This window comes from Cumulibacter soli (genome assembly GCF_004382795.1).
Taxonomy (GTDB): domain Bacteria; phylum Actinomycetota; class Actinomycetes; order Mycobacteriales; family Antricoccaceae; genus Cumulibacter; species Cumulibacter soli.
In genome coordinates, this window is the sequence record NZ_SMSG01000004.1 from 177,273 (window position 1) to 197,643 (window position 20,371).

General features: G+C 65.4%; 15 protein-coding genes. 3 read left to right on the forward strand and 12 right to left on the reverse strand.

Annotated elements, in window-relative coordinates; translation table 11 throughout:
* Window positions 1-287: 287 nt before the first annotated feature.
* The 5 genes from E1H16_RS10350 to E1H16_RS10370 are packed head-to-tail and all read right to left on the reverse strand — an operon-like array spanning window position 288 to window position 4,617.
* A complete protein-coding gene (locus E1H16_RS10350; protein ID WP_208378990.1) occupies window positions 288-1,103 on the reverse strand; it encodes an ABC transporter permease in 816 nt (271 codons plus the stop codon).
* Window positions 1,100-2,278 (reverse strand): ABC transporter substrate-binding protein, encoded by a 1,179-nt coding sequence (locus E1H16_RS10355; protein WP_134323801.1) that lies wholly within the window; start codon window positions 2,276-2,278, stop codon window positions 1,100-1,102. The genes E1H16_RS10350 and E1H16_RS10355 overlap by 4 nt, the downstream gene beginning before the upstream one ends.
* The gene (locus tag E1H16_RS10360; protein WP_134323802.1) at window positions 2,271-2,996 is read right to left on the reverse strand and encodes an ABC transporter ATP-binding protein; all 726 of its coding nucleotides are present in this window, start codon (window positions 2,994-2,996) and stop codon (window positions 2,271-2,273) included. The genes E1H16_RS10355 and E1H16_RS10360 overlap by 8 nt, the downstream gene beginning before the upstream one ends.
* A complete protein-coding gene (locus E1H16_RS10365; protein WP_134323803.1) occupies window positions 2,969-4,063 on the reverse strand; it encodes an acyl-CoA dehydrogenase family protein in 1,095 nt (364 codons plus the stop codon). The genes E1H16_RS10360 and E1H16_RS10365 overlap by 28 nt, the downstream gene beginning before the upstream one ends.
* Complete coding sequence (locus tag E1H16_RS10370; protein ID WP_134323804.1) at window positions 4,060-4,617, reverse strand: DUF4242 domain-containing protein; 558 nt, start codon at window positions 4,615-4,617, stop codon at window positions 4,060-4,062. Before E1H16_RS10370 ends, E1H16_RS10365 begins: the two co-directional genes overlap by 4 nt.
* Window positions 4,618-5,109: 492 nt before the next feature.
* On the opposite strand from E1H16_RS10370, the gene E1H16_RS10375 reads away from it, so the two are divergent.
* The 3 genes from E1H16_RS10375 (at window position 5,110) to E1H16_RS10385 (ending at window position 9,047) form a co-directional block, all read left to right on the forward strand.
* Window positions 5,110-6,303 carry an acyl-CoA dehydrogenase family protein gene (locus E1H16_RS10375; protein WP_134323805.1) on the forward strand — a complete coding sequence of 398 codons (1,194 nt, stop codon included), beginning with the start codon at window positions 5,110-5,112 and terminating at the stop codon, window positions 6,301-6,303.
* Between the two features lie 34 nt (window positions 6,304-6,337).
* A complete protein-coding gene (locus E1H16_RS10380; protein WP_134323806.1) occupies window positions 6,338-7,465 on the forward strand; it encodes an acyl-CoA dehydrogenase family protein in 1,128 nt (375 codons plus the stop codon).
* 376 nt (window positions 7,466-7,841) lie between these two features.
* Window positions 7,842-9,047: a CaiB/BaiF CoA transferase family protein gene (locus E1H16_RS10385; RefSeq protein WP_134323807.1), complete on the forward strand. Its 1,206-nt coding sequence runs from the start codon at window positions 7,842-7,844 to the stop codon at window positions 9,045-9,047.
* A 119-nt stretch (window positions 9,048-9,166) separates the two neighbouring features.
* On the opposite strand, the gene E1H16_RS10390 is transcribed toward E1H16_RS10385, so the two are convergent.
* The 7 genes from E1H16_RS10390 to E1H16_RS10420 all read right to left on the reverse strand — a co-directional run bounded on the left by E1H16_RS10390 (window position 9,167) and on the right by E1H16_RS10420 (window position 20,272).
* Complete coding sequence (locus E1H16_RS10390; protein ID WP_134323808.1) at window positions 9,167-12,691, reverse strand: indolepyruvate ferredoxin oxidoreductase family protein; 3,525 nt, start codon at window positions 12,689-12,691, stop codon at window positions 9,167-9,169.
* 177 nt (window positions 12,692-12,868) lie between these two features.
* The gene (locus E1H16_RS10395; RefSeq protein ID WP_134323809.1) at window positions 12,869-14,638 is read right to left on the reverse strand and encodes an ABC transporter ATP-binding protein; all 1,770 of its coding nucleotides are present in this window, start codon (window positions 14,636-14,638) and stop codon (window positions 12,869-12,871) included.
* On the reverse strand, window positions 14,635-16,290 hold the full coding sequence (locus tag E1H16_RS10400; protein ID WP_134323810.1) for an ABC transporter transmembrane domain-containing protein: 1,656 nt from the start codon (window positions 16,288-16,290) through the stop codon (window positions 14,635-14,637). The genes E1H16_RS10395 and E1H16_RS10400 overlap by 4 nt, the downstream gene beginning before the upstream one ends.
* Window positions 16,291-17,199 (reverse strand): ABC transporter ATP-binding protein, encoded by a 909-nt coding sequence (locus E1H16_RS10405; RefSeq protein ID WP_134323811.1) that lies wholly within the window; start codon window positions 17,197-17,199, stop codon window positions 16,291-16,293.
* A complete protein-coding gene (locus E1H16_RS10410; protein WP_243837820.1) occupies window positions 17,196-18,269 on the reverse strand; it encodes a FecCD family ABC transporter permease in 1,074 nt (357 codons plus the stop codon). The genes E1H16_RS10405 and E1H16_RS10410 overlap by 4 nt, the downstream gene beginning before the upstream one ends.
* Window positions 18,266-19,315 (reverse strand): FecCD family ABC transporter permease, encoded by a 1,050-nt coding sequence (locus E1H16_RS10415; RefSeq protein WP_243837821.1) that lies wholly within the window; start codon window positions 19,313-19,315, stop codon window positions 18,266-18,268. Before E1H16_RS10415 ends, E1H16_RS10410 begins: the two co-directional genes overlap by 4 nt.
* 3 nt (window positions 19,316-19,318) lie before the next feature.
* The gene (locus tag E1H16_RS10420) at window positions 19,319-20,272 is read right to left on the reverse strand and encodes an ABC transporter substrate-binding protein (RefSeq protein WP_134323812.1); all 954 of its coding nucleotides are present in this window, start codon (window positions 20,270-20,272) and stop codon (window positions 19,319-19,321) included.
* Window positions 20,273-20,371 lie beyond the last annotated feature (99 nt).

Below are 20,371 nucleotides of genomic sequence, written 5' to 3' on the forward strand. Positions count from 1 at the left end.
CTAGCCGTCATCATCAGATCAATAGGGAAACGGCGAACCGCGAAGAAAGACTCCGACACGCTCATCCCCCTTCTGCCGATGTACACGTTTACCGAGATCGTCGGCCTATTCATCCCGGGCCACCTGCGCACCGCAGGCTCGCCCTCCAGTAAACCGGGTCCGCACGCTGGAACTCAGGACCACGGTCAACAACCATAGGCCAGCACAAACCTTGCGACTAGAGGCGCATGCGCTTCACATTCGTGTCGTCGATCACGCGCATTTAACCCAACCAGAGACCCGCAGTTCTACGCGCCGAGCGATTCTTCGCGGCGTTGTCGCGGCGTACGCAAGATCCACCGCGCAACCACATCGATCGCCAACCCCAGGACGCCGATCACCACGATCAGCGCTGTGATGTGGTGGTAGGCGAGCTGATCCTTCGCGTTGAGAATCTGGTATCCGAGCCCGCTGGTCACACCAAGCATCTCGGCGGGGACAAGCACGACCCAGCCCAACGCGACAGCGGACCGGATACCGCTGAGCGCATGTGGCCGGACGGTCGGCAGCACCACGGTCCGCAACGCCTCGATCCTGCTCGCGCCGAGCGCACGCGCGACCGCACGATGGCCGGGGTCGACGGACCGTACGCCGGCCGAGGTAGCGAGCAGAATCGGCCACACCGTGGTCAGCGCGACGAGCACGATCACCGGTAGGTCACCGATGCCGACCAGCACGATCACCAGCGGCGCCCAGGACAGCGGCGACACCATCCGCAGGAAACCGACCGCTGGCTGCGTCGCTCGCTCCAGCCAACCCACCGTGCCTACCGTCAATCCAGCCACGACGCCGATCACTACGGCAATCAGCAGACCGACGACCAGCCGCATTACCGAGGCCGACGCATCGTCAAGCAGTACTCCGGACTCCCACAGTTCCGACAACCCGGCCCAGGTACGCGCAGGTGAGAAGTCACGCACCAGTGGTCGATTGCCAAAGATGACCTCGGTCAGCAGGTACCAGATCGCGACGGCACCGATGATCCCCGCGATCGGGACCAGCAGACTTTCGGTACGGCGAGCCGTCGTGGACGCGACGCGCGGCGCGTCAGTCACCGTGCTCACGGCTCGATCAACTCCTGCCGATCCGTCTTGCCCGAAGGCAATGCGTCCCCGCCGAGCGCGGCACGCGCGAACCTGTCATCGACCAGCCCGCCGTGCACAGCGTCACCGTCGGCGTCATCCAAGAAAGCCGTATCGCCGTCGATCGTCGTGGTGCGCATCTGTTCGACCAGTGCTTCGGTGTAACTGGCCATCGGGAAAGCGCTGAAGCCCAGGCGTTCGCCATGCCACTGCTCGTGCGTGGTGACATCGGCGTACGCCGCGGCATCACGAGTGAACACCTCACCTACCGCGGGCGTCGGCTGCGGGAGATACCCGCCCTCGGTCAGCAACGCGCCCATCTGCGGCCGATTCTCGTCGATCCACTGCTGCGCCTGCACGATCGCGGTGGTCAGCCCCTGCACCACATCGGGATCCTCGTTGATCAACTCTTCGCGCACGACGATCGCGCAGCATGCGTGCTCTTTCCACACATCACCTAGAAAGCGCTCCACCCGGCCGATCCCCTGCTTCTCCGCGACAACACTGAACGGGTCGGCAACGACGTACCCACCGACCGTGCCGCCGGCGAGTGCGGCGACCATATCCGCCGGCGCCATGACGGCCAGCTGCACCGTTCCCTCGGATACCGATGGCTGCTGACGTATCACCGGGGTCAGCCCTTCGGCGGCGAACATCCGCTGTAGCAGGATGTTGTGCACCGACCACCAATACGGGATCGCTACCGTGGTCCCCGCCAGCTGCGACAGATCACCGATATCGTTCGATACCGTCAACGCAGATCCGTTCACATGCCCCCAGGCGATCACCTTCAACGGCGTCTTCTTCGCCAACTTCAACTGAATCGCCAGCGGCATGAGCAAATGGACCGCGTCGACCTCGCCGATAGCGAAAGCCTGAGCGAGGGACTCCCAGCTACGAAAAAGCACCGGCTCCGGAGCGTCGATTCCTTGCTTGGCAAGGAACCCGCCGTCGTACGCCGTCAACAGCGCCGCCGCGTCGGTGACCGGTAGATAACCGATGCGGATGGCGCGCTTCGAACTGCCGGCGAGCGCGGGTGCCACGGCGTTCCAGGCGCCATAGCCGGCGAGCCCGCCAACGACCCCGGCGGCGGCCACGCGACTACCCAGCACCAGTGCGCGCCGCCGCGTCAGCAGGCGCCCGCGCAGCTCAGGCATCGATGAGCACCTGCTCACGATCCCCCACACCAAAGGCATCGCGAATCTCGGCGCGCTGACGGTCGCGTTGGGCCTTATCCACACTCCAACGCCGCTCGATTGCACCGTCCGACAACAGCACGATCTCGTCGGCGAGCAGCAGCGCCTCATCAATATCGTGCGTGACGATCACCGAGGTGAGTCCCTCATTGCGGCTCTCGACGCGAATCCACTCCTGCAGCGAGGATCGCGTCGCCGGATCAAGCGCGCTGAACGGCTCATCGAGCAACAGCAAGTCAGGCTGCACGGCCAGCGCGCGCCCGAACGAGACGCGCTGCGCTTGTCCGCCAGAAAGCTGGTCGGGATACCGATCACGCAGATCACCGATCCCGAGCAGTTCCAGCAACTCATCAACCCTCGCCCGGTCGACGCCGTGGTTGCGGCGATACCCGAGTCCGAGAGCCACGTTTTGTCGCACGGTTAACCAGTCGAACAACAGCGGGCGCTGGTACACGACCGCGCGGCGATAGTCGCCGTGCTCACTGGTGAGCTCGACGGCGCCCGCATCGGGCGCCAGCTCGCCGTCCAGCACCCGAAGCAGGGTCGACTTTCCGGCGCCACTGCGCCCCAACACCACGGTCTGGGACCCCTGCTGAAGGTCGAGGCTGAGCCCGCGCAGCACCTGCTCGCCGCCGAGCACCAGGTGAACGTCTACGAGTCGAGCGACGCTAGCTCCCATCGAAGCTGTCCTTCCGAGGGCGATTGCACGGGTAAGAACGCGGCTTCGCGGAATCGGCGCGATGTGCCGCTCGCAGCGACGTATCCGCGCCCACCGGCGAGGGTCGCCTCGAGCCGAGTCGCCTCGCCAGCGACAACGCTCGCATCCAGACGCAACTGCACGAAGTCGCGCGGCGTCGCAGAGCCCAGCGCTGTGCTGAGTTGCCGCCACCGCTGCTCGATTTCGGCGACCTGCGCGCAGACCGCTTCGTATCGCGGCACCAGTCCCTCGTTGCCGGCGCGTTCGATGAGGACCTCGGCCTCACGCGCGGAGCGCCGGGAGATTCCGACGCAGAACGCCGACTGCAGCACCATGAAGGTCGGTCGGTACGCCCGCGCCGAATCGGCGAACGTCCAACTGAGCACCGCATCGGCCGGAATACGCACTCCACTCAGACTGACCGACCCGGACGCGGTGGCGTTCAACGCAAGCAGGCCCTCGACGTACCGCACGTCGACGCCGAGATCACCGACGCGGACCCACAGCACCACCCGACGGCCGTCGTCCAATGCAACAGGCAACACGACGACCGCGCCCGGGACCAGATTCGACGCCCAACGGATCTGCCCGTCGATCACGATCTCGGCGCCCTCGACGCGTCCGGTGATTCCGAGCGGTTCGATACCCGCCAGCGCCTTCATACCGGCAGCCATCGCGCTCGAGCCGATGATCTCGCCCGATCGCAACCCTGCCAGCGTGGCGTCGTTCAGCGCGTTGCGCTGCCCACGGGCAAAGAAATCGAGCACCATCCGATGCGCCCACAGACTGAACGCACTACTCATGCACTCCTCGGCCAGCAGCGCAATCAGCTCAGCGCTACCGGTCACGTCCGCCTCGGCAGACAACGGGTCGGCGATCGAATCGATGCCGAGATCCAGCAAGCCACGCCCGCCCAGGTCAGCGAGCCGCTCAGTCGTCTGAGCGTCTCCGCTGTCAATCCGGGCCACCGATTCGGCGAGCACCGCGCGCAGGTCGTCAGCGGCGTGACGCACCCGCGCGAGGCCCTCCGACGTCGTCGTCACGCTCATGGCGCACTCGGCGCAGGAACGTTCGAGTTCAATGCGTGCAGCCGGTCGATGGGCGTGGAGACGATCTCACGGGCGCGTACCACGGCGTCCGCGTCCGGCGCGTTGTAGAGGCACAAGCACTTATCGACGTCCTCCCGCACGTAGGTACGCAGGAACGAAACCTCCGGGATCTCGGCGTACAACGGCGACTTCTCCTTCTTGCGCGCCAGGTAGGTGTCCATGTCGATGCCGTCCGGGATATCCCATTCGACGAGGTAACCGGCCTCGGGGCGGCTCGCCTTGAGGTCGGCGAGATCGGCTCCGACCAGCCGGACCGAATCGGGCCCGGTGACCTCAGTGGTGCCGTCGATGCTCAGCACCTCAGCACCGAGCGAGGTGAGGTCCGGCGCCTCGAAAACGATGAACACCCGGTCGGCGCTCGCGGTCACCTCGGCTTCGATCAATTCGGCATTAGCGGCTGCCGCGCGCACCGCGGCCTGCTCGATGATCTTGCGAGCCGCGTCGGGCGTCTGGGTAGCGGGGACGATCTCGACGAGGGCGAGCGAGCTGGGCATGGACTTCTCCTTGGATAGAGGGGGTGTTCTTTGGCTAGCGGTGTTACGTGGCGGCGTTGAGGTATCGCAGACAGCGACCTCGAAGGCCTGTTGAGGTGGCAGTACTACGCGCAATAACGGTGATTGGACCGGTCCGGGGACGCGACCTATCGCGGGCGGTGCGCTGCAGAAATGGTGCCGAGGGGCTAGGCAGCCTCAACGGCTAGCGACAGAGGTCGCTAGCGGTGAGCAGGAGATCGACGGTGAAGCGGCGTACGGCGACGAAAGACTTCATGTCGACGGCCACTCCCCTCGCTCGGCGGGGTTATCGCTGGACCCCGAAAGACGTACCAAATAGTGTATGCGGACAGCCAAGACAGCGACAAGAATCGTTCCTTGAATCACCCCAACCGTGAGCCCGAACCGAAAACCGAATACGATTCGGTCTTAGGGCGCGAAGCGCGGCGCGTGCGCCCGTCACACCAAACGAGTCCAGACTCAGGAGCCAATTCCATGGACCAGCTGTACAGCAAGGAAGAGCGCGAGTTCGCCGAGCAGATGCGTGAGTTCTACCGCACGAAGATTCCGAAGGAAATTCGTGAGATGAACGCGCGCGGTGAGATCAATGGCAAGGAGCCGATCGTCACCACCCAGAAGATCCTGAATGAGCACGGCTACGCCGTGCCCAACTGGCCCGTCGAATGGGGCGGTCAGGACTGGACCCCGGTGCAGCGGCACATTTGGCTCCAGGAGATGGAGCTCGCGAACGTCCCGCAGCCACTGGCCTTCAACGCGTCCATGGTCGGCCCAGTGATCGCACAGTTCGGGTCACAGGAGATCAAGGAGCGGTTCCTGCCGAAGACCGCGAACCTCGACATCTGGTGGTCGCAGGGCTTCTCCGAGCCGGACGCCGGTTCGGACCTCGCCGGGCTGAAGACCACCGCCGTCCGCGACGGCGACAAGTACATCGTCAATGGCCAGAAGACCTGGACCACGCTCGGCCAGTACGGCGACTGGATCTTCATGTTGGTCCGCACCAACCCGGATGTGAAGAAGCAGCTCGGTATCTCGTTCTTGCTGATCGATATGAAGTCGCCGGGCGTCACCGTTCGCCCGATTCAGCTGATCGACGGCGGCCATGAAGTCAACGAAGTCTTCTTCGACAACGTCGAGGTCCCCGTGGAGAACCTCGTCGGCGAGGAAAACGCCGGCTGGTCGTACGCGAAATTCCTGCTGGGCAACGAGCGCACCGGCATCGCCCGCGTCGGTACCTCCAAGACCCGCATCGCGCGCCTGAAGCAGTACGCCGCCAACACCCGCACCAAGCGCGGCACGCTGCTGGACGAGCCGCTGTTCGCAGAGCGCCTGACCAAGGTCGAGGTGGAACTGCAGGCACTGGAAATGACCCAGCTGCGCATCCTGTCGACGCAGGCCGCCGGCGCCGACAAGCCGGACCCGCGTTCCTCGGTGCTGAAGCTCGTCGGCTCGCGTTTGCAGCAGAACATCACCGAGCTCCTGGTAGATGTCGTCGGCCCTGACGCCCTCTACTTCCGCGACAGCTACGACGCCCCGGACGGCTTCTCGGCCGTTCCCGAGGGCGCCGTCGACGCGCTCCCGACGTACTTCAACTTCCGCAAGGTCACCATCTACGGCGGTTCGTCCGAGGTGCAGCGCGGAATCATCTCCAAGGCCATCCTGGGCCTCTAGCCGACTGACTTAGAAGAAACTAGGAGCTTTCAAAGTGGATCTCGAACTCACTGATGAGCAGCGCGAACTCGCGCAGACCGTCGGTCGCATGATGAAGGAGCACTACGACGCCGAGAAGCGCGACGTAGTGCTGAAGTCCGAGTTGGGCTACAGCGACGAAATGTGGGGACGGTACGCCGAACTCGGCGCCCTCGCATTGCCATTCGCCGAGGAAGTCGGCGGCGCAGGGATGGGCTTCGGCGAGGTTGCCGTCGTCCTCGAAGAGTTCGGCAAGGCGCTCGCGCTCGAGCCGTACATCTCCACCGTTCTGCTGGCCGGCGGGCTGATCGACGCCGCCGGCAGCGACGAGCAGAAGGCCGAACTACTCGGCGGTATCGGCGAAGGATCGCGCAAGGTTGCTTTCGCGGCACAGGAGCCCGGCAGCCGTTATGACGTCAGCGCCCCGCAGACCAAGGCCTCCGGCTCGGGTGAGGCCTACACCGTCTCCGGCGAGAAGCAGGGCGTACTCGGAGGCGACAGCGCCGACACGCTGATCGTGTCGGCCGCGGTGGACGGCGAAGTCGGCCTATTCATCGTGGACGCGAACGGCGCCGGGGTCACCAAGTCCGCGCTGAAGCAGGCCGATGGTTTCGGTGCGGCGAATGTGCTACTTAGCGACGCCCCAGCCCAGCGCCTCGGTTCCGGTGACGCCTCGGCGATCATCACCAAGGCCGTCGATGTCGCTACCGCCGGTCTGTGCGCGGAGGCAGTCGGCGCGATGGAGTCGGCACTGACCATGACCGCGGGCTACTTGAATACCCGCGTGCAGTTCGGTCGTCCGATCGGCGTGAACCAGGCACTGCAGCACCGCGCCTCGGATATGTACGCTTCGCTCGAACTGGCGAAGTCGATGGCGCTGTTCGCGCGCCTCGCGGCCACGTCGTACGGCGAGAACAGCCACCGCGACATCGTCGCGGCGAAGATCCAGATCAACGAATGCGCGAAGCACATCGCGGAGGAGTCGATCCAGATGCACGGCGGTATCGGTATGACGATGGAATACCCGATCGGCCACTTCGCCAAGCGGCTGACTGTCATCGCGCGCTCGTTCAACGATCAGGATGGCTTGATCGAAGAACTGGCGTCCGCCGGCGGCCTCCTGGCGGCTTCCGCCGAGGTCTAGTCCGGTAGTCATCAACGGCCCCGGTTCCGCCACTGCGGAACCGGGGCCGCTGTGTGTCCGGGTCTACAAGAGATTGGGTCCGCCTCGGTTCTGCAGAGATTGCTGCCTCGGTTCAACACAGGCTTTGCTTTGGTTCCGCACAGACCTTGCTGCCTCGCTTCCGCACAGATCTTGCTCGCTCGGCTCTGCAAAAGACGCAGGAAAATCGAGTAGGCATCGCGCAGAGGCGGATGCCTAGCCATTTTCTCTGCGTTTTTGGTGGCGCTACGCCGCGAAGCTCGTTTTTTGGCGGCGCTACTCGGCGAAGTTCGGGGGCCCGCAGACGTACGCCGCACGCGATACGCTGCCGAGAACTTTCGATAAGCCTGGAGGCACCGTGACGGAACTCTTGTTCAGCGGACTGCGCGTGATCGATTGCGGCAGTTACATCGCGGCCCCCGCAGCCACGACGGTCATGGCCGAGTACGGCGCGGACGTCATCAAGATCGAGGCACCCACCGGCGACGCTTATCGACAAGTCTCTTCCCTGCCAGGGATGCCGCAGGCCGAGATCGAGTACGGCGCCCTGATGGACAACCGCAATAAACGCGGTCTCGCCATCGACCTGACCACCGACGCGGGGCAAAGCGTCGTACATCGACTCGTCGCGGACGCCGATGTCTTCGTTACCAATCTTCCGCTGAAAGCCCGCGAGAAACTCGCTGTCGACCACGCGACACTGTCGGCGCTGAATAGCCGGCTGATCTACGGCTCGTTCACCGCATTCGGCGAACTCGGCGAGGAGGCCACCAAGCCCGGATTCGACAGTACGGCGTACTGGGCGCGCTCCGGGCTGATGGACCAGGTGCGGGTCAGCGCAGCCGATGAGCCGGCCAAATCGGTGTCTGGGCAGGGCGATCACCCGTCCGCGATGGCGCTGTACGCCGCGATCGTAACCGCGCTGTATCAGCGCGAACGCACCGGCCAGGGCGCCCTCGTACGCTCATCCTTACTGGCCAACGGCCTCTGGGCCAACGGGTACTACGCGACGGCGGCGTTGAACGGCGCGCAATTCGTGCCGCGTCCGCCTCGGCGCCAGTCGCTGAACGCGTTGACCGCGCCGTACCAGTGCGCGGACGATCGGTGGCTCGCCTTAGGAATCCTGAACGAAGACCGGCATTGGCCGACGTTATGTGCGTGCCTCGGCCTCGATGCACTGGTTACTGATCCACGGTTCTCGGCAAAGAAGTACCGCCAGCAGAATTCGACGGCACTGTTCGAGCAGGTGCAGGCGGCGTTCGAGCAACACGACCGCGACTACTGGCAGCGCTCGCTCTTGGCAGCTGGGATCGTGTTCGAGGTAATCGCCACGCCCGAGGACATTGCCAACGATGAACACGCGCGCGTCAACGGTTTCACCGTGCCATTTCAGGACGCTCCCGACCTTCGCGCGGTGAGCACACCGTTCAGCATGGACCTCGCCGAGAAGGCACCGCTGCGACTACCGCCGAGCGTCGGGGAGCACACAGACGCCGTACTCGCCGAGGCCGGTTACGGTCCGACCGAGATCGCCGCGCTACGCGCTGACGGCGTCATCCCTTAACTTTCCTGCAACGGCAGGAGCGCTAGGTCTGCCCGCCTTGGGGACACTTAGCCGCTCCGTCTGTGTTCTTGGCGCTCCAGCTGTGCACTAATCGCTCGGGCCCGTCGGCGCGGCCTGGGTCAGTCCGAGCCCTGGCCCTGCGCGACGAGTTCATCGATTCGGCGGGCACGCGGCACGTCCAGCGCCACCTTCGACGCGATACGCCGGATCCGGTCCTGGTATTCCGCGACGTTGCGCAACTTCACTTCCTCGTACCCACGGATCACCTCGGCGCAGCCGACCAGCTCAACCATGTCGGCGTAATTGCCAGAGTTGATCGCCTCCGCAGCAGCAGTGACCAACTCCCGGCAGTGCGCAACCAACTCGCGTTCGAGGCGGCGTACGGCGGCGCGGCCGAACGGATCGGCGAACGTACCGCGCAGCGCCTTCGTACCGCGCAACGCGGTGAATGCCGGCTTAAACCACTGCCCCACCTTGATCTTGCGATCCAGACCGAACAGATTCAGCGTCGGCGGCTGCAGATTCCACGACACCTGCGCACCGGTACCGAACGTCGACTCCACCTGCATCCGCGAGGATTCCAGCAGGTGCAGGCGCGCCACCTCGTATTCGTCCTTGTACGCCATCAACCGGTGCGCCTGAGTTGCCACAGCGATTGCGAACGAGCCATCGCCGCCGACCCGCGCATCCGCACGAGCGGCCTCGGCCACAAGGTCTGCGTAACTGCGGGCGTACTTCACGTTCTGATATCCGATCAGATCCGGAATCCGGATCGAAAGGATATCGGCGAGTTCGCCTTCCGCGCCGATTTTTGCTATGAGTTCACGCGAGGTGGCATCCAGCAGGTCCTGCTTGTCTGCGGCAGTCTCGTTGCTGAGGCCGGCCAACAATTGGGGATCGGCGACCAGCGCACGGCCCCACCGGAACGCCTTCACATTCTGCTCGACGGCGATTCCGTCATTTCGGATCGCCTGCTCGATGCTGTCGGCCGCCATCGGGATCGCTCCGCGTTGGTAGGCAACCCCCAGCAACAGCGCGTTACCGGCCATGTGATTGCCGAACAGCGCATCGGCGACATGCTCCACGTCGAGGTAGGCGTTGTGATCGGCGCGAGTGACCGCGTCGATCTGCTCCCGCAGCTCGGACAGTGCCGGATAGGACACCTTCGAGTCAATCGCCATATCTGCCGTCGGTACGGCGCTCGTCGAGGCCACCAGCACGGTGCGGTTCGCGGCCGAGGACACGAGGTTGTCGGGTGCGACCGCCGTCAGCAGGTCGAATGCGATGTACAGGTCGGCCGAGCCCGCGTCGATCTTCGACGGCGCCTCGGTGTCCGTGTCGCGCACGTGAATGTGCGACACCACCGGCCCCGCCTTGATCGTCGAGCCGGTCAGGTCGAGAGCGCGAGCCTGCCGTCCCTCGATCGCCGCCGCAGCCGCGATCACGCGACTCACTGACACCACACCGGTGCCGCCGATGCCTGCGAGCTGCACGTTGAACTCCGAGCCGCGCACCAACTTCGTCGGTTCACCGACCGTCGGCGGTTCCGGCGCCTGCGCCTTCTGCGGCAACACGGCATCCGTCACATCCACCGTGACGAACGACGGACAGTTTCCCTTCACACAAGAGAAATCAAGGTTGCAGCTGGACTGGTGAATGGTGTTCTTTCGCCCGAACGGCGTCTGCGTCGGCTGCACCGACAGGCATTGCGACTGTTCATTGCAATCCCCACAACCCTCACACACGCGCTCGTTGATCAGCACCCGCGTGGTGGGCTTGCTGCGCTCGGAGCGCCAGCGGCGGCGGCGTTCGGAGGCGCACTCCTGATCGTGGATGAGGACCGTGACTCCGGGATGCTCGCGCAGTTCTTCTTGTACGGCGATGATCTCGGCACGATCGTGCACCTTCACACCACGCGGCAGCCGCACGCTCTTGTACCGATCCGGCTCCTCCGTGGTGATCGCGACCTTGGTGACACCCTCCGCCAACAGTTCGCTGACCAGGTCAGGGACCTTCATGCCACCGGAGATGTCCTGGCCACCGGTCATCCCCACGGTGCCGTTGACGAGCAACTTGTAGGTGATGTGTACTCCCGCGGACACCGCCTGGCGCACGGCGAGGCTACCGGAGTGGTGGTACGTCCCGTCTCCGAGATTCTGAAACAGGTGCTTATCGGAGACGAAGGGCTGCATACCGACCCATTGCGCGCCTTCGCCACCCATCTGAGTGTAGCTGCGGATATCGCCGTACTCGTCTCTATCGACCAGCAGCGCCATGATGTGGCAGCCAATCCCGGCGCCAACCTGCGATCCTTCGGGCGCCTGCAGTGAGGTGTTGTGCGGGCAACCCGAGCAGAAGAATCCTGCGCGCGACGTCGCTAATGGCAGGAGTTTGCGTACCGGCTCCGGTCGCGGCTGTTCGGTGGTGGCGACCCCGTGCACGTCACGCAGACGACTACCGACGATCCGAAGGATCATCTCGGTGCTGAGTTCACCGCCTACCGGCAGGAACTCGGACCCTTCCGGCGTGACGCGGCCAACGAGCACCGGACGATGTGTCGCTGCGTAATAGATGTCCTTGAGTTGGTTCTCGAGGAACGGCTGCTTCTCCTCGACCACGATGATCTCGTCGAGCCCGTCGGCAAACTCGGTCCATTCCCTGGCACCGAACGGATGCAGCGCGCGAACCTGCTTGAGCCGGATACCGTGCGTGGTCAGCTTTTCGTCGTCCAGCCCGAGTCGATCGAGCGCCTGACGGAGGTCGTAGTACGTCTTGCCGGGGGCGATCAGACCGATCCGAGCGCTGCCGGATCCGCTGTGCACCGGGTTGAGTTCGTTCACGCGAACGTACTCTGCGGCCATTGCGAGCCGCCCGAGGTAGAGATCGCGCTCAGCTTCCAGCATCCCGACGCCGGCCTGGTTGATGCGTATCTTCGGCACGAACGGTGCGCCGTCCAGCTCGATCGACGGGATGATCGGGTTGACCCGGCCCGGGTCCAAGTCGACGGTGGCAGATCCGTCGGCGACATCGGTCACCAGCTTCATCCCGATCCACAGCGCACTCGCGCGGGACATCGCGTACCCGTGCAGGCCGAGATCGATGACCTCCTGCATGTTCCCCGGGTACAGCACGGGCATCCCCCAGGACGCCATGGTCCGCGACGAATCGGACGGGTACACCGTCGCGTTCGGCTTCGGATCATCACCGGCCACGACGATGACGCCGCCGGTCGGTGAAGCGCCGCGAATGTTGCCGTGATGCAGGGCATCGCCGGCGCGATCGACCCCCGGGGCCTTGGCGTACCACAATGCGAATACGCCGTCGACTTCAGCGGAATCGAGCCCGGTGACACTCTGGCTGCCCCAGATGGCGGTCGCGGCCAATTCCTCGTTGAGCCCGCCGGCGGAGTGGACGCCGTACTCTTTCAGCTCCTCGCGCTGCGCCAGCAGCAGGTCGTGGATGCGCGCGACCGGTGATCCGGGGTACCCCGAGGCGAATCCGCCGGTGTTACGTCCCGCTCGGCGGTCGGCTTTCGCCTGCTCGACCAGGAGCCGGACGACGGCCTCGGTACCGGTGAGGATCTCCTGACGCGGCTTGGTTTCCGGCTCGCTGACCTCAGCGTCGTTCGGGCTGATAACCGACATCGTCACTCCCTAGGCACGTGCACCCGCCGAACGGTATGCAGCGAACGCGCCCTGGCCGGCGCGCAAAAATGCAGTCTGTCTACCCACATTAGTAAGCGGTAGGGGCACAACGGAACTGTCAGATTCCAGGACTCTGGAAGCTGAACTCGTGAGATCCACAGGCCCGCGGCCCTCCGGCTACACGCTCGGAACGCCGGCGCCCGGTGAACGGTTCGACTGCCACGCATCCCACATCGCGGCGTACGCCGTCGGTGCTGCGCGCAACTCATCATGGGTGCCCTGTTCGGTGATCGCGCCGTCAGCCATCACCACCACGCGGTCGGCCTCCGCCGCCTGCGTCAACCGGTGCACGATCACCAACGCGGCACGGCCTTCGATCGCCGCCGCCACCGCGGCATCGAGCGCCGAGGACTGCGCGCTACCAGCCTCGGCGCTCGGTTCGTCCAAGATGACGAAGGGCGGGTCAGCGAGGACGACCCGAGCGAGCGCCATGAGTTGCGCATCGGCGGCGCTCACCTGGTGCCCCTGGTGTCCGACCTGGGTGTCCAGTCCGTCGGGCATCGCGGCCACGAGCCCTCCGGCGCCTACCGACTCGAACGCGGCACGCAACTGCTCGTCGCTGGCTCCTGGGGCGGCGAGCAGCAGATTCTCGCGCAGCGTGCCGTCGAAGACGTGCACTTCCTGACTGATCATGAACACGTCAGGTTCCATCGCGTGCGAGCCGCTGTCCGGTTCGCGAAGCCCGGCGAGCAGCGCGCCGACGGTTGATTTGCCGGCGCCCGATGCACCGACGAGCGCGATATGTTCGGCCGGGCCGACACGGATCGAGACATCACGCAGCACCGGCCGCGCAGGGTCGTAGCCGAAGGACACATTCCACAACCCGGCAACGACGTCGCCTGGCCGACCCGACGACGCGACCTCCCGCTGGCGGTAGCGCTCTGGAGCATCGTGCTGCCCGGCAGCGAAGTCGATGCCGACGATGCGAGCGAGCGAAGCGGCCGCAGACTGCAGATCGTCGACCACGAACAGCAACTGGCCGATCGGGTCGTACAACCGCAGGAAAAACAGGACCGCCGTGGTCGCCATTCCGACCGACACTGCCCCGTCGCTGACCAGCCAGTACGCCACGAGCAGGATCGCGGCAGTGCCGACGAACTCGGCCGTGTTCAGCCGGCCGAAAAACCGGTTCTGCACGATGCGCGCCCGCAGCGACCACACGGCCACTCGCCAGGATGCCGCACCGATCTCGCGCTCTTCGCGTGATGACAGGTTGTACGCCCGGACCGTATCGATGCCCTGCATCGCCCGCAGCAACTGGGCGGTCTTCTGCGCATTCGCCGCTCGCTCGGCCTGGTAGACCTGTGGCGCGGTACGCAAGTACCAACGCATCGCGAGCACATGCAACGGCACGATTACCAGCATCGCCAGCGCGAATCGCCAGTCCAGCAGCGCCATGCCGAAGAATGTCATCAGGATCGTGAACGCTGCACCGCCGACCGCGGGCACCACCCGCGGCGCCACTTCGGCGATCTGTGCCACGTCGTCGGTCGCGCGACTGACCAGGTCGCCGGCACCCGCCCGCTCGACCGTACTGTGCGGAAGCCGTAGTGCGCGCGACACCATCCGTTCACGTAGGTCGGCGAGCAGTCGTTCGGTCAGGCGGCTGGCGATGACCAATCCGAGCGCGAGCAGCCCACCTTGTGCGATCGCAGCGGCGCCCATCGCTATCCCGAGCCATACGACCCGCGACTGACCGTCGGCGTCCACCATCGCGCCCAGCGACGCAGGCATGACCAGTCCCGCGGCGGCCGAACCGATCAGCAACACCGTTGCCGCGGCCAGCGACCACCACCGTCCGCGCAGCGATCTGGCGATCGCCGCTCGGGTCTGGGCTGCCGTCGCGATGGGCAGCCGCACTTCGGGCGCTTGCTCGGTCGAACTCATGCTCGCGGCCAATCGACGATCCGATCGGCGACGGCGCGGAACGCCGGCGAACCGGTGATGACCAGCGTGCTGCGGCCCGCGCGCGCCTCGCGCAGGTTGGCGGCAATCTGCACCTCGGTGACCGAATCGACCGCCGTCGTGGGCTCGGTGAGCACGAGCACCGGTGGGTCCTGCGCCACTGCTCGTGCCAGCGCTACGCGCTGACGTTGCCCACCGGAGAGCCGTTCGCCGGCGTGGCCAACCTCGTCGTCGAGGGCATCAGAGTGCAGAATCTCGGCGTAGCCCGAGGCACGCAGAGCTGCGCGTCCGGTCTCATCGCGCCGCCGATCCAGCGTCACGTTCTGCAACACGCTCCCGGCGAACAGTTGCGCATCATGCGGCGCGACGAGCACATGAGCGCGGTACCCGTCTGGCTCCAGCGCTGCGACGTCCTCGCCGCCATACGTGACACGGCCCCCGCCCTCGCCGCTGGTCACCGCGCGGATCAGTTCACCCGCGGCGTCCTGATCGGCTCGCACGACAACAAACTCGCCGGGCGACACGCACAGGTCGTCGGCGATCCGCAATTCGGCTGGACGGTCGGTTTTGGCGATCGCCCGATCTCCGACGTGCCGGGGCTCGTCACGCAGCACCGCCAACACTCGGTCGGCCGAAGCCAGTCCGCGTGACCAGAACGTTCCGAAGTTGGTACTCAACGCCTGTAGCGGTCCGATGATGAACTGGGCAAGTCCCGCGACGGTCACGAGTTCGGCGATCGACACCTGCCCGGTCACCATGAGGTAGCCCGCTGCCGTGCCGATTGCCGCGATGAACAGTCCGGTCAGCAGGTTCACCAGTCCGAGGTAACCGCCGTACACGCTGCGGGCCTGCAGCGTCGCCGACAGTGCGTCACGGCTGGCGTTGCGATAACGCAGGTCAGCCTGCTCCTCGCCGCGGATCCCCTTGATGATGCGGTATCCGCTCATCAGGTCGGCCGCTCGACCAGCCGCAGCCGCGGCCATCTGCTGCTCGGTCGCGCTGCGCCGCCGCAGCGGTTCACCCGCCCGGTCCATCAAGAACAACAGCGCAGGAACGCCGAGCAGTACGCCGAGCCCGAGCGGCCAGGAGATCGTCAACAAAACGACGGCCGCAAAGACGACGCCCAGTGCCTGACCGAGTGGATATACACCGATCGCCACGACCAGCGAGAGCCGATCAACATCGGAGCTCGCGATCGACATCGACACTCCGGGGAGCCGCTCGCGATCGGCGCTGCCGCGCGGATCCAATAATCGTTCGGCGACCCGGACGCGAAGCTGCTGGCGTACGGCGTGCATTCCGATCCAGCCGATACGTGAACCGAACCGCCACGACATAGACAGCATCGCGAAGTCGAGCGCGAGCAACCCCAGCCACATAAGCAATGTGGAGAAGTCGGGATCGCGGATCGCGTTGTCGATAGCCAGCCCCGCGAGCACCGGAACCAGCGCCTCACCTAACTGATGCAGCACCCCCAGCAGCGCGCCGGGGATGACGTACCGTCGTGGCGCCCAAATCGTTGCCCAGCCAAGGCGTCGCGCGGTCGTGTCGTCATCGATCTTCAGGTCAGCGATTTTGTACGGCGTCTCAGCCGGCGCAAACCAGGGCAGACCTAGCCGCTCCCGTACTCCCATCTACATGCCAGCCGAGTAACTCAGATCGCGGGTGGCCTCGTCCGTAGCCGAGGGACGAATCGGCACCACCATCGGAGTTCCGGTCGCGGGATCCGGTACCACGAGCGAGCGTAGACCGAACACTTCGTGCACGAAGTCGACCGTCACGACGTCCGCCGGCGGGCCGGCAGCGATCACCTGGCCGGCCTTCATCGCGATGATGTGATCGGCGTACCGCGCGGCGTGGTTCAGGTCGTGCAGTACCGCCACCACCGTGCGACCGGCGCGATGCAGCGCACTGAACAGTTCCAATAGCTCCAGTTGATGCGCGATGTCCAGGAAGGTCGTGGGCTCATCCAGTAGCAGCAACTCGGTCTGTTGCGCGAGCGCCATGGCAACCCAGACTCGCTGCCGCTGGCCACCGGACAGTTCGTCAACGACCCGCGATGCCAGGTCATTCACTCCGGTGGCGGTCATCGCCGCGGCCACGGCATCGTCGTCCGCCGGTGACCATTGACGCAGCAACCGCTGATGCGGGTAACGCCCGCGACCAACCAGTTCAGCGACGCGAATGCCGTCCGGAGCCTGTGAGGTCTGCGGCAACAGGCCGAGCCGTTTCGCCACCTCGCGCGACGGGTACGACGCGATCGCGCGGCCGTCAAGGAGGACCTCCCCGGCCTTCGGGGTGAGCAGGCGCGCGAGCGCGCGCAGCAGCGTTGACTTTCCGCACGCGTTCGGGCCGACGATCACGGTGAAGGAGTTCTCCGGGATGTCGATCGATAGATGTTCGCTGATGGTCCGGCCGTCGTAGCCGAGGGTGGCATCAATCGCGCGCAGCGGCATGGACGAGCTCATCGGAGGCGCATCATTCGGCGCCGCATCACGCCCCGTCATCGGCAGCACGGCACCATCGGTGACCTGCTCGTTCATGCTGACCTCCGAGATTCATGGATGAGTAACCAGACGAGATACACGCCGCCGATGCCGACGGTGACCAGCCCGACCGGAATGTTGCCGAACAGCTGTGCGGCGACGAAGTCCGAGACGCACAACAGACACGCGCCCATCGCCGCGGACGGTACCAGGGCGATGCCCGCAGAGGCCGTCATACGTCGGGCCAACTGCGGTGCTGCCAGCGCGACGAACGCGATGGGACCGGCGGTCGCGGCGACGACCGCGGTCAGCGCGACAGCCAGCAACACGATCGCGCCACGGGCCTTTTCAACCTTGATCCCGAAAGCACGCGCCGCATCGTCACCGAGTGCCATCGCGCCGAGCGGTCGTGAGGCCACTATGCACAGCAGCAAAGCCACCGCGATTACCACCAGCGGCGGAGTGACCTCGCTCCAGGTGATCTGATCGATCGACCCAGCACCCCAGGCCGCGCCGACCATCGCAAGGTCGAGGTTGGCGACCAGTAACAGGTAGTTGTTGGCCGCGGTCAGCATCGCCGATAGCCCGATCCCGACGATTATCAGCCGGAAACGGCTAGTGCCGCGGCGGTAAGCGAACAGATAGATCAGCGCGGCGGTGAGAAAGCCACCGATGAGTCCACCTGTCGAGAGCGTGGTCGCACTGGAGCCGACGAAGATCAGTGCAACCAACGCGCCGGTGTACGAGCCGGCCGATAGTCCGATGACATCGGGTGAGCCGAGCGGATTGCGGGTCAGTGACTGAAAGAGCGCCCCCGAAACCCCAAGCGCCGCTCCGAACACCAGCCCGGCGATGGTCCGGGGCAGTCGCCATTCCATCACCACGACGTAGCTGAATTGGCTGTTGTCTCCGGCGAGCGCCGAGAGCACTTCGGTCAAGGTGAGCGGATAGTCCCCGATCCGCAAGGCGAGGATGGCGGCGATCAGCGCCACGATCAGCAGGGCGCCCACCACCACGCCGGTGCGCAGGGTGAACTGCACTCGCACCGCGCCGACACCGAGCCGTACGGCGGGTCGCCCGTCCGGCATCCTCGTCGTACGGCGGCGCGGAGCCGTGTCGGTCGTCATGATTCGCTCGCGTTTCGTCGGCGCGCAAGCAGGATCAGTACCGGGGCGCCGACGAATGCCGTCACGATGCCGACGGGGATCTCACCGAGCGGCAGCACGACTCGACCGACGACGTCCGAGGTCACCATGAGCAGCGGGCCAACGATGAGCGAACCTGCGAGTACCCACCGCTGATCGGGTCCGGTGATCCACCGTACGACGTGCGGGACCATGAGTCCCACGAACAGGATCGGACCGGCGATTGCGGTGGCTGATCCGGCCAGCAACGCGACGGCGATGACGACTACCACGCGTGCGCGACCTAGGTTGACGCCTAAGGCGCGCGCGGTGTCCTGGCCGAGCGAGATAGCGTTCAACGGCCGTACGACGGCTATCGCCAGCAGCAGACCGAGCACGATCAAGGGCAACACCGGGAGTATGTCGTTCACCGAGCGCCCTAGCACCGACCCGGTCAGCCACGATCGCATCTGGTCGAACACGCTCGGGTTTTCCAGCATGATGCCCGTCGTAACGCCCATCAGCACTGCGCCGACGGCGACACCGGCCAGGGTGAGCCGCTCGGCGCCGGACCCTCCCTTGTGCGCGGCCCCGATGGCGTAAACGCCGATGGTGGTCAGCAGCGCACCGCCGATGGCGAACCAGACGATGTCGCCGGGCGCCGCGATGCCGAACAGCAGTGTGCTGAGCGTGACGAACAGCGCCGCACCGGCGTTTACGCCGAGGATTCCCGGGTCGGCGAGCGGATTGCGCGTCAGCGCTTGGATGAGCACGCCGGCGACCGCGAGCGCGGCGCCGACGATGATGCTGACGACCGTCCGCGGAAATCGGGATCCCCAGATGTTGACGTTGTCGTCCCGCAGGCCATGCCCGAACAGGGCGTCGATCACCCGCGGAAACGGGATATCGCTGGAGCCGATCGCGAGGCTCAGCAGGACCGCGATCGCCAGCAGCGCAAGACCGACGAGCAGTCCGCCGCCCCGCGTCCACACGCTCCGGCCGTCACGACGACGGCCGGAGCGTTCGGTGGCGACCGGCGTACTCGTCACGCGCTACTTGGCCATCTTCGGTGCAGCTTCGGTGAGTTGCGGGCCGAGTTCGTCAAAGACGTACTGGACCGTCAGCGGCGAGGCGCTGTTGATTGCGACAGCTAGGGCAAGGTCGGGGAAGAACAGCGATCCGTACTTCGAGCTGGGCAAATCTGCCAGCCGCGGATCGTCCTTCAGCGGCGTGCAGTCGCTGTAGCAGAAGACCCCGACGACGTCGGCGTCCAACTCGGGCAAATTCTCGCGCGAAATCGACGCGCTGGTGTTCATCGTGTTGTCCTGGCCGGTTCCAGGCTCGAGGCCGAGCAGGTCCAGCAGTGACCCGTTGCCGAAGTACAACTGGTCCTGGTCGTACCGGACCCACTGATAGGTCTTGCCAGCGAGTTCAGGGGCGGCTTCGCTGAGGTCGGCGGCCTTCGCATCCACGTCGGCGGTGATCTCTTCGGCCTTGTCAGTCGTGCCGGTGCTTTGCGCGACGACATCAAGAACGTGCGTCCAGGAGTCGTTGACGTCCATACCGGTGACGACCGGCGCGACCTCGCTAAGGGCGTCGTACGCAGCCTCATCGTTGATCGAGAACGGCTGAACAATGATCACATCTGGCTTGTAGGAGGCGACCTTCTCCCGGTTCACCGAGCCGTCTGCGCCGAGCAGCTCATCGTCGACAATCGACTCGTCGATCACACCGTCCAACCAGGGCGCGTTGTCAAGGTCGACCCCGCCGGCCGCTACCGGCTCGACCCCGAGGGCCAGCGCCGTGTCGGTCCAGGCACCGCCGATCACCACGACTCGTTCGGGATCTTCGGGAACGGACACGTCTCCGAACTTCGTGGTCACGGTGACGCCCGAGCCGTCATTGGCGCCGTTCGAGCCGCCGTCGTCATCAGACGAACCGCATGCCGACAGCAGCAACGCCGCCACTCCCGTGATCGCCGCGACGACGCGCGCTGAACCCTTCATCGGACCTCCACCCACTCAGTTGATCAACCCCATAAAGTTAGGGCAGACTAACCTTAGATGCAAGTGTGACGTCGGATATATCCGATCTCAGGTGGTCAA

Excerpts from the sequence above, each read along its gene's own strand:
- E1H16_RS10360 (WP_134323802.1), bottom strand. The coding sequence starts at position 2,996 with ATGGGAGCTAGCGTCGCTCGACTCGTAGACGTTCACCTGGTGCTCGGC.
- E1H16_RS10405 (WP_134323811.1), bottom strand. The coding sequence starts at position 17,199 with ATGAACGAGCAGGTCACCGATGGTGCCGTGCTGCCGATGACGGGGCGT.
- E1H16_RS10420 (WP_134323812.1), bottom strand. The coding sequence starts at position 20,272 with ATGAAGGGTTCAGCGCGCGTCGTCGCGGCGATCACGGGAGTGGCGGCG.
- E1H16_RS10370 (WP_134323804.1), bottom strand. The coding sequence starts at position 4,617 with ATGCCCAGCTCGCTCGCCCTCGTCGAGATCGTCCCCGCTACCCAGACG.
- E1H16_RS10355 (WP_134323801.1), bottom strand. The coding sequence starts at position 2,278 with ATGCCTGAGCTGCGCGGGCGCCTGCTGACGCGGCGGCGCGCACTGGTG.
- E1H16_RS10400 (WP_134323810.1), bottom strand. The coding sequence starts at position 16,290 with ATGGGAGTACGGGAGCGGCTAGGTCTGCCCTGGTTTGCGCCGGCTGAG.
- E1H16_RS10365 (WP_134323803.1), bottom strand. The coding sequence starts at position 4,063 with ATGAGCGTGACGACGACGTCGGAGGGCCTCGCGCGGGTGCGTCACGCC.
- E1H16_RS10375 (WP_134323805.1), top strand. The coding sequence starts at position 5,110 with ATGGACCAGCTGTACAGCAAGGAAGAGCGCGAGTTCGCCGAGCAGATG.
- E1H16_RS10410 (WP_243837820.1), bottom strand. The coding sequence starts at position 18,269 with ATGACGACCGACACGGCTCCGCGCCGCCGTACGACGAGGATGCCGGAC.
- E1H16_RS10395 (WP_134323809.1), bottom strand. The coding sequence starts at position 14,638 with ATGAGTTCGACCGAGCAAGCGCCCGAAGTGCGGCTGCCCATCGCGACG.
- E1H16_RS10390 (WP_134323808.1), bottom strand. The coding sequence starts at position 12,691 with ATGTCGGTTATCAGCCCGAACGACGCTGAGGTCAGCGAGCCGGAAACC.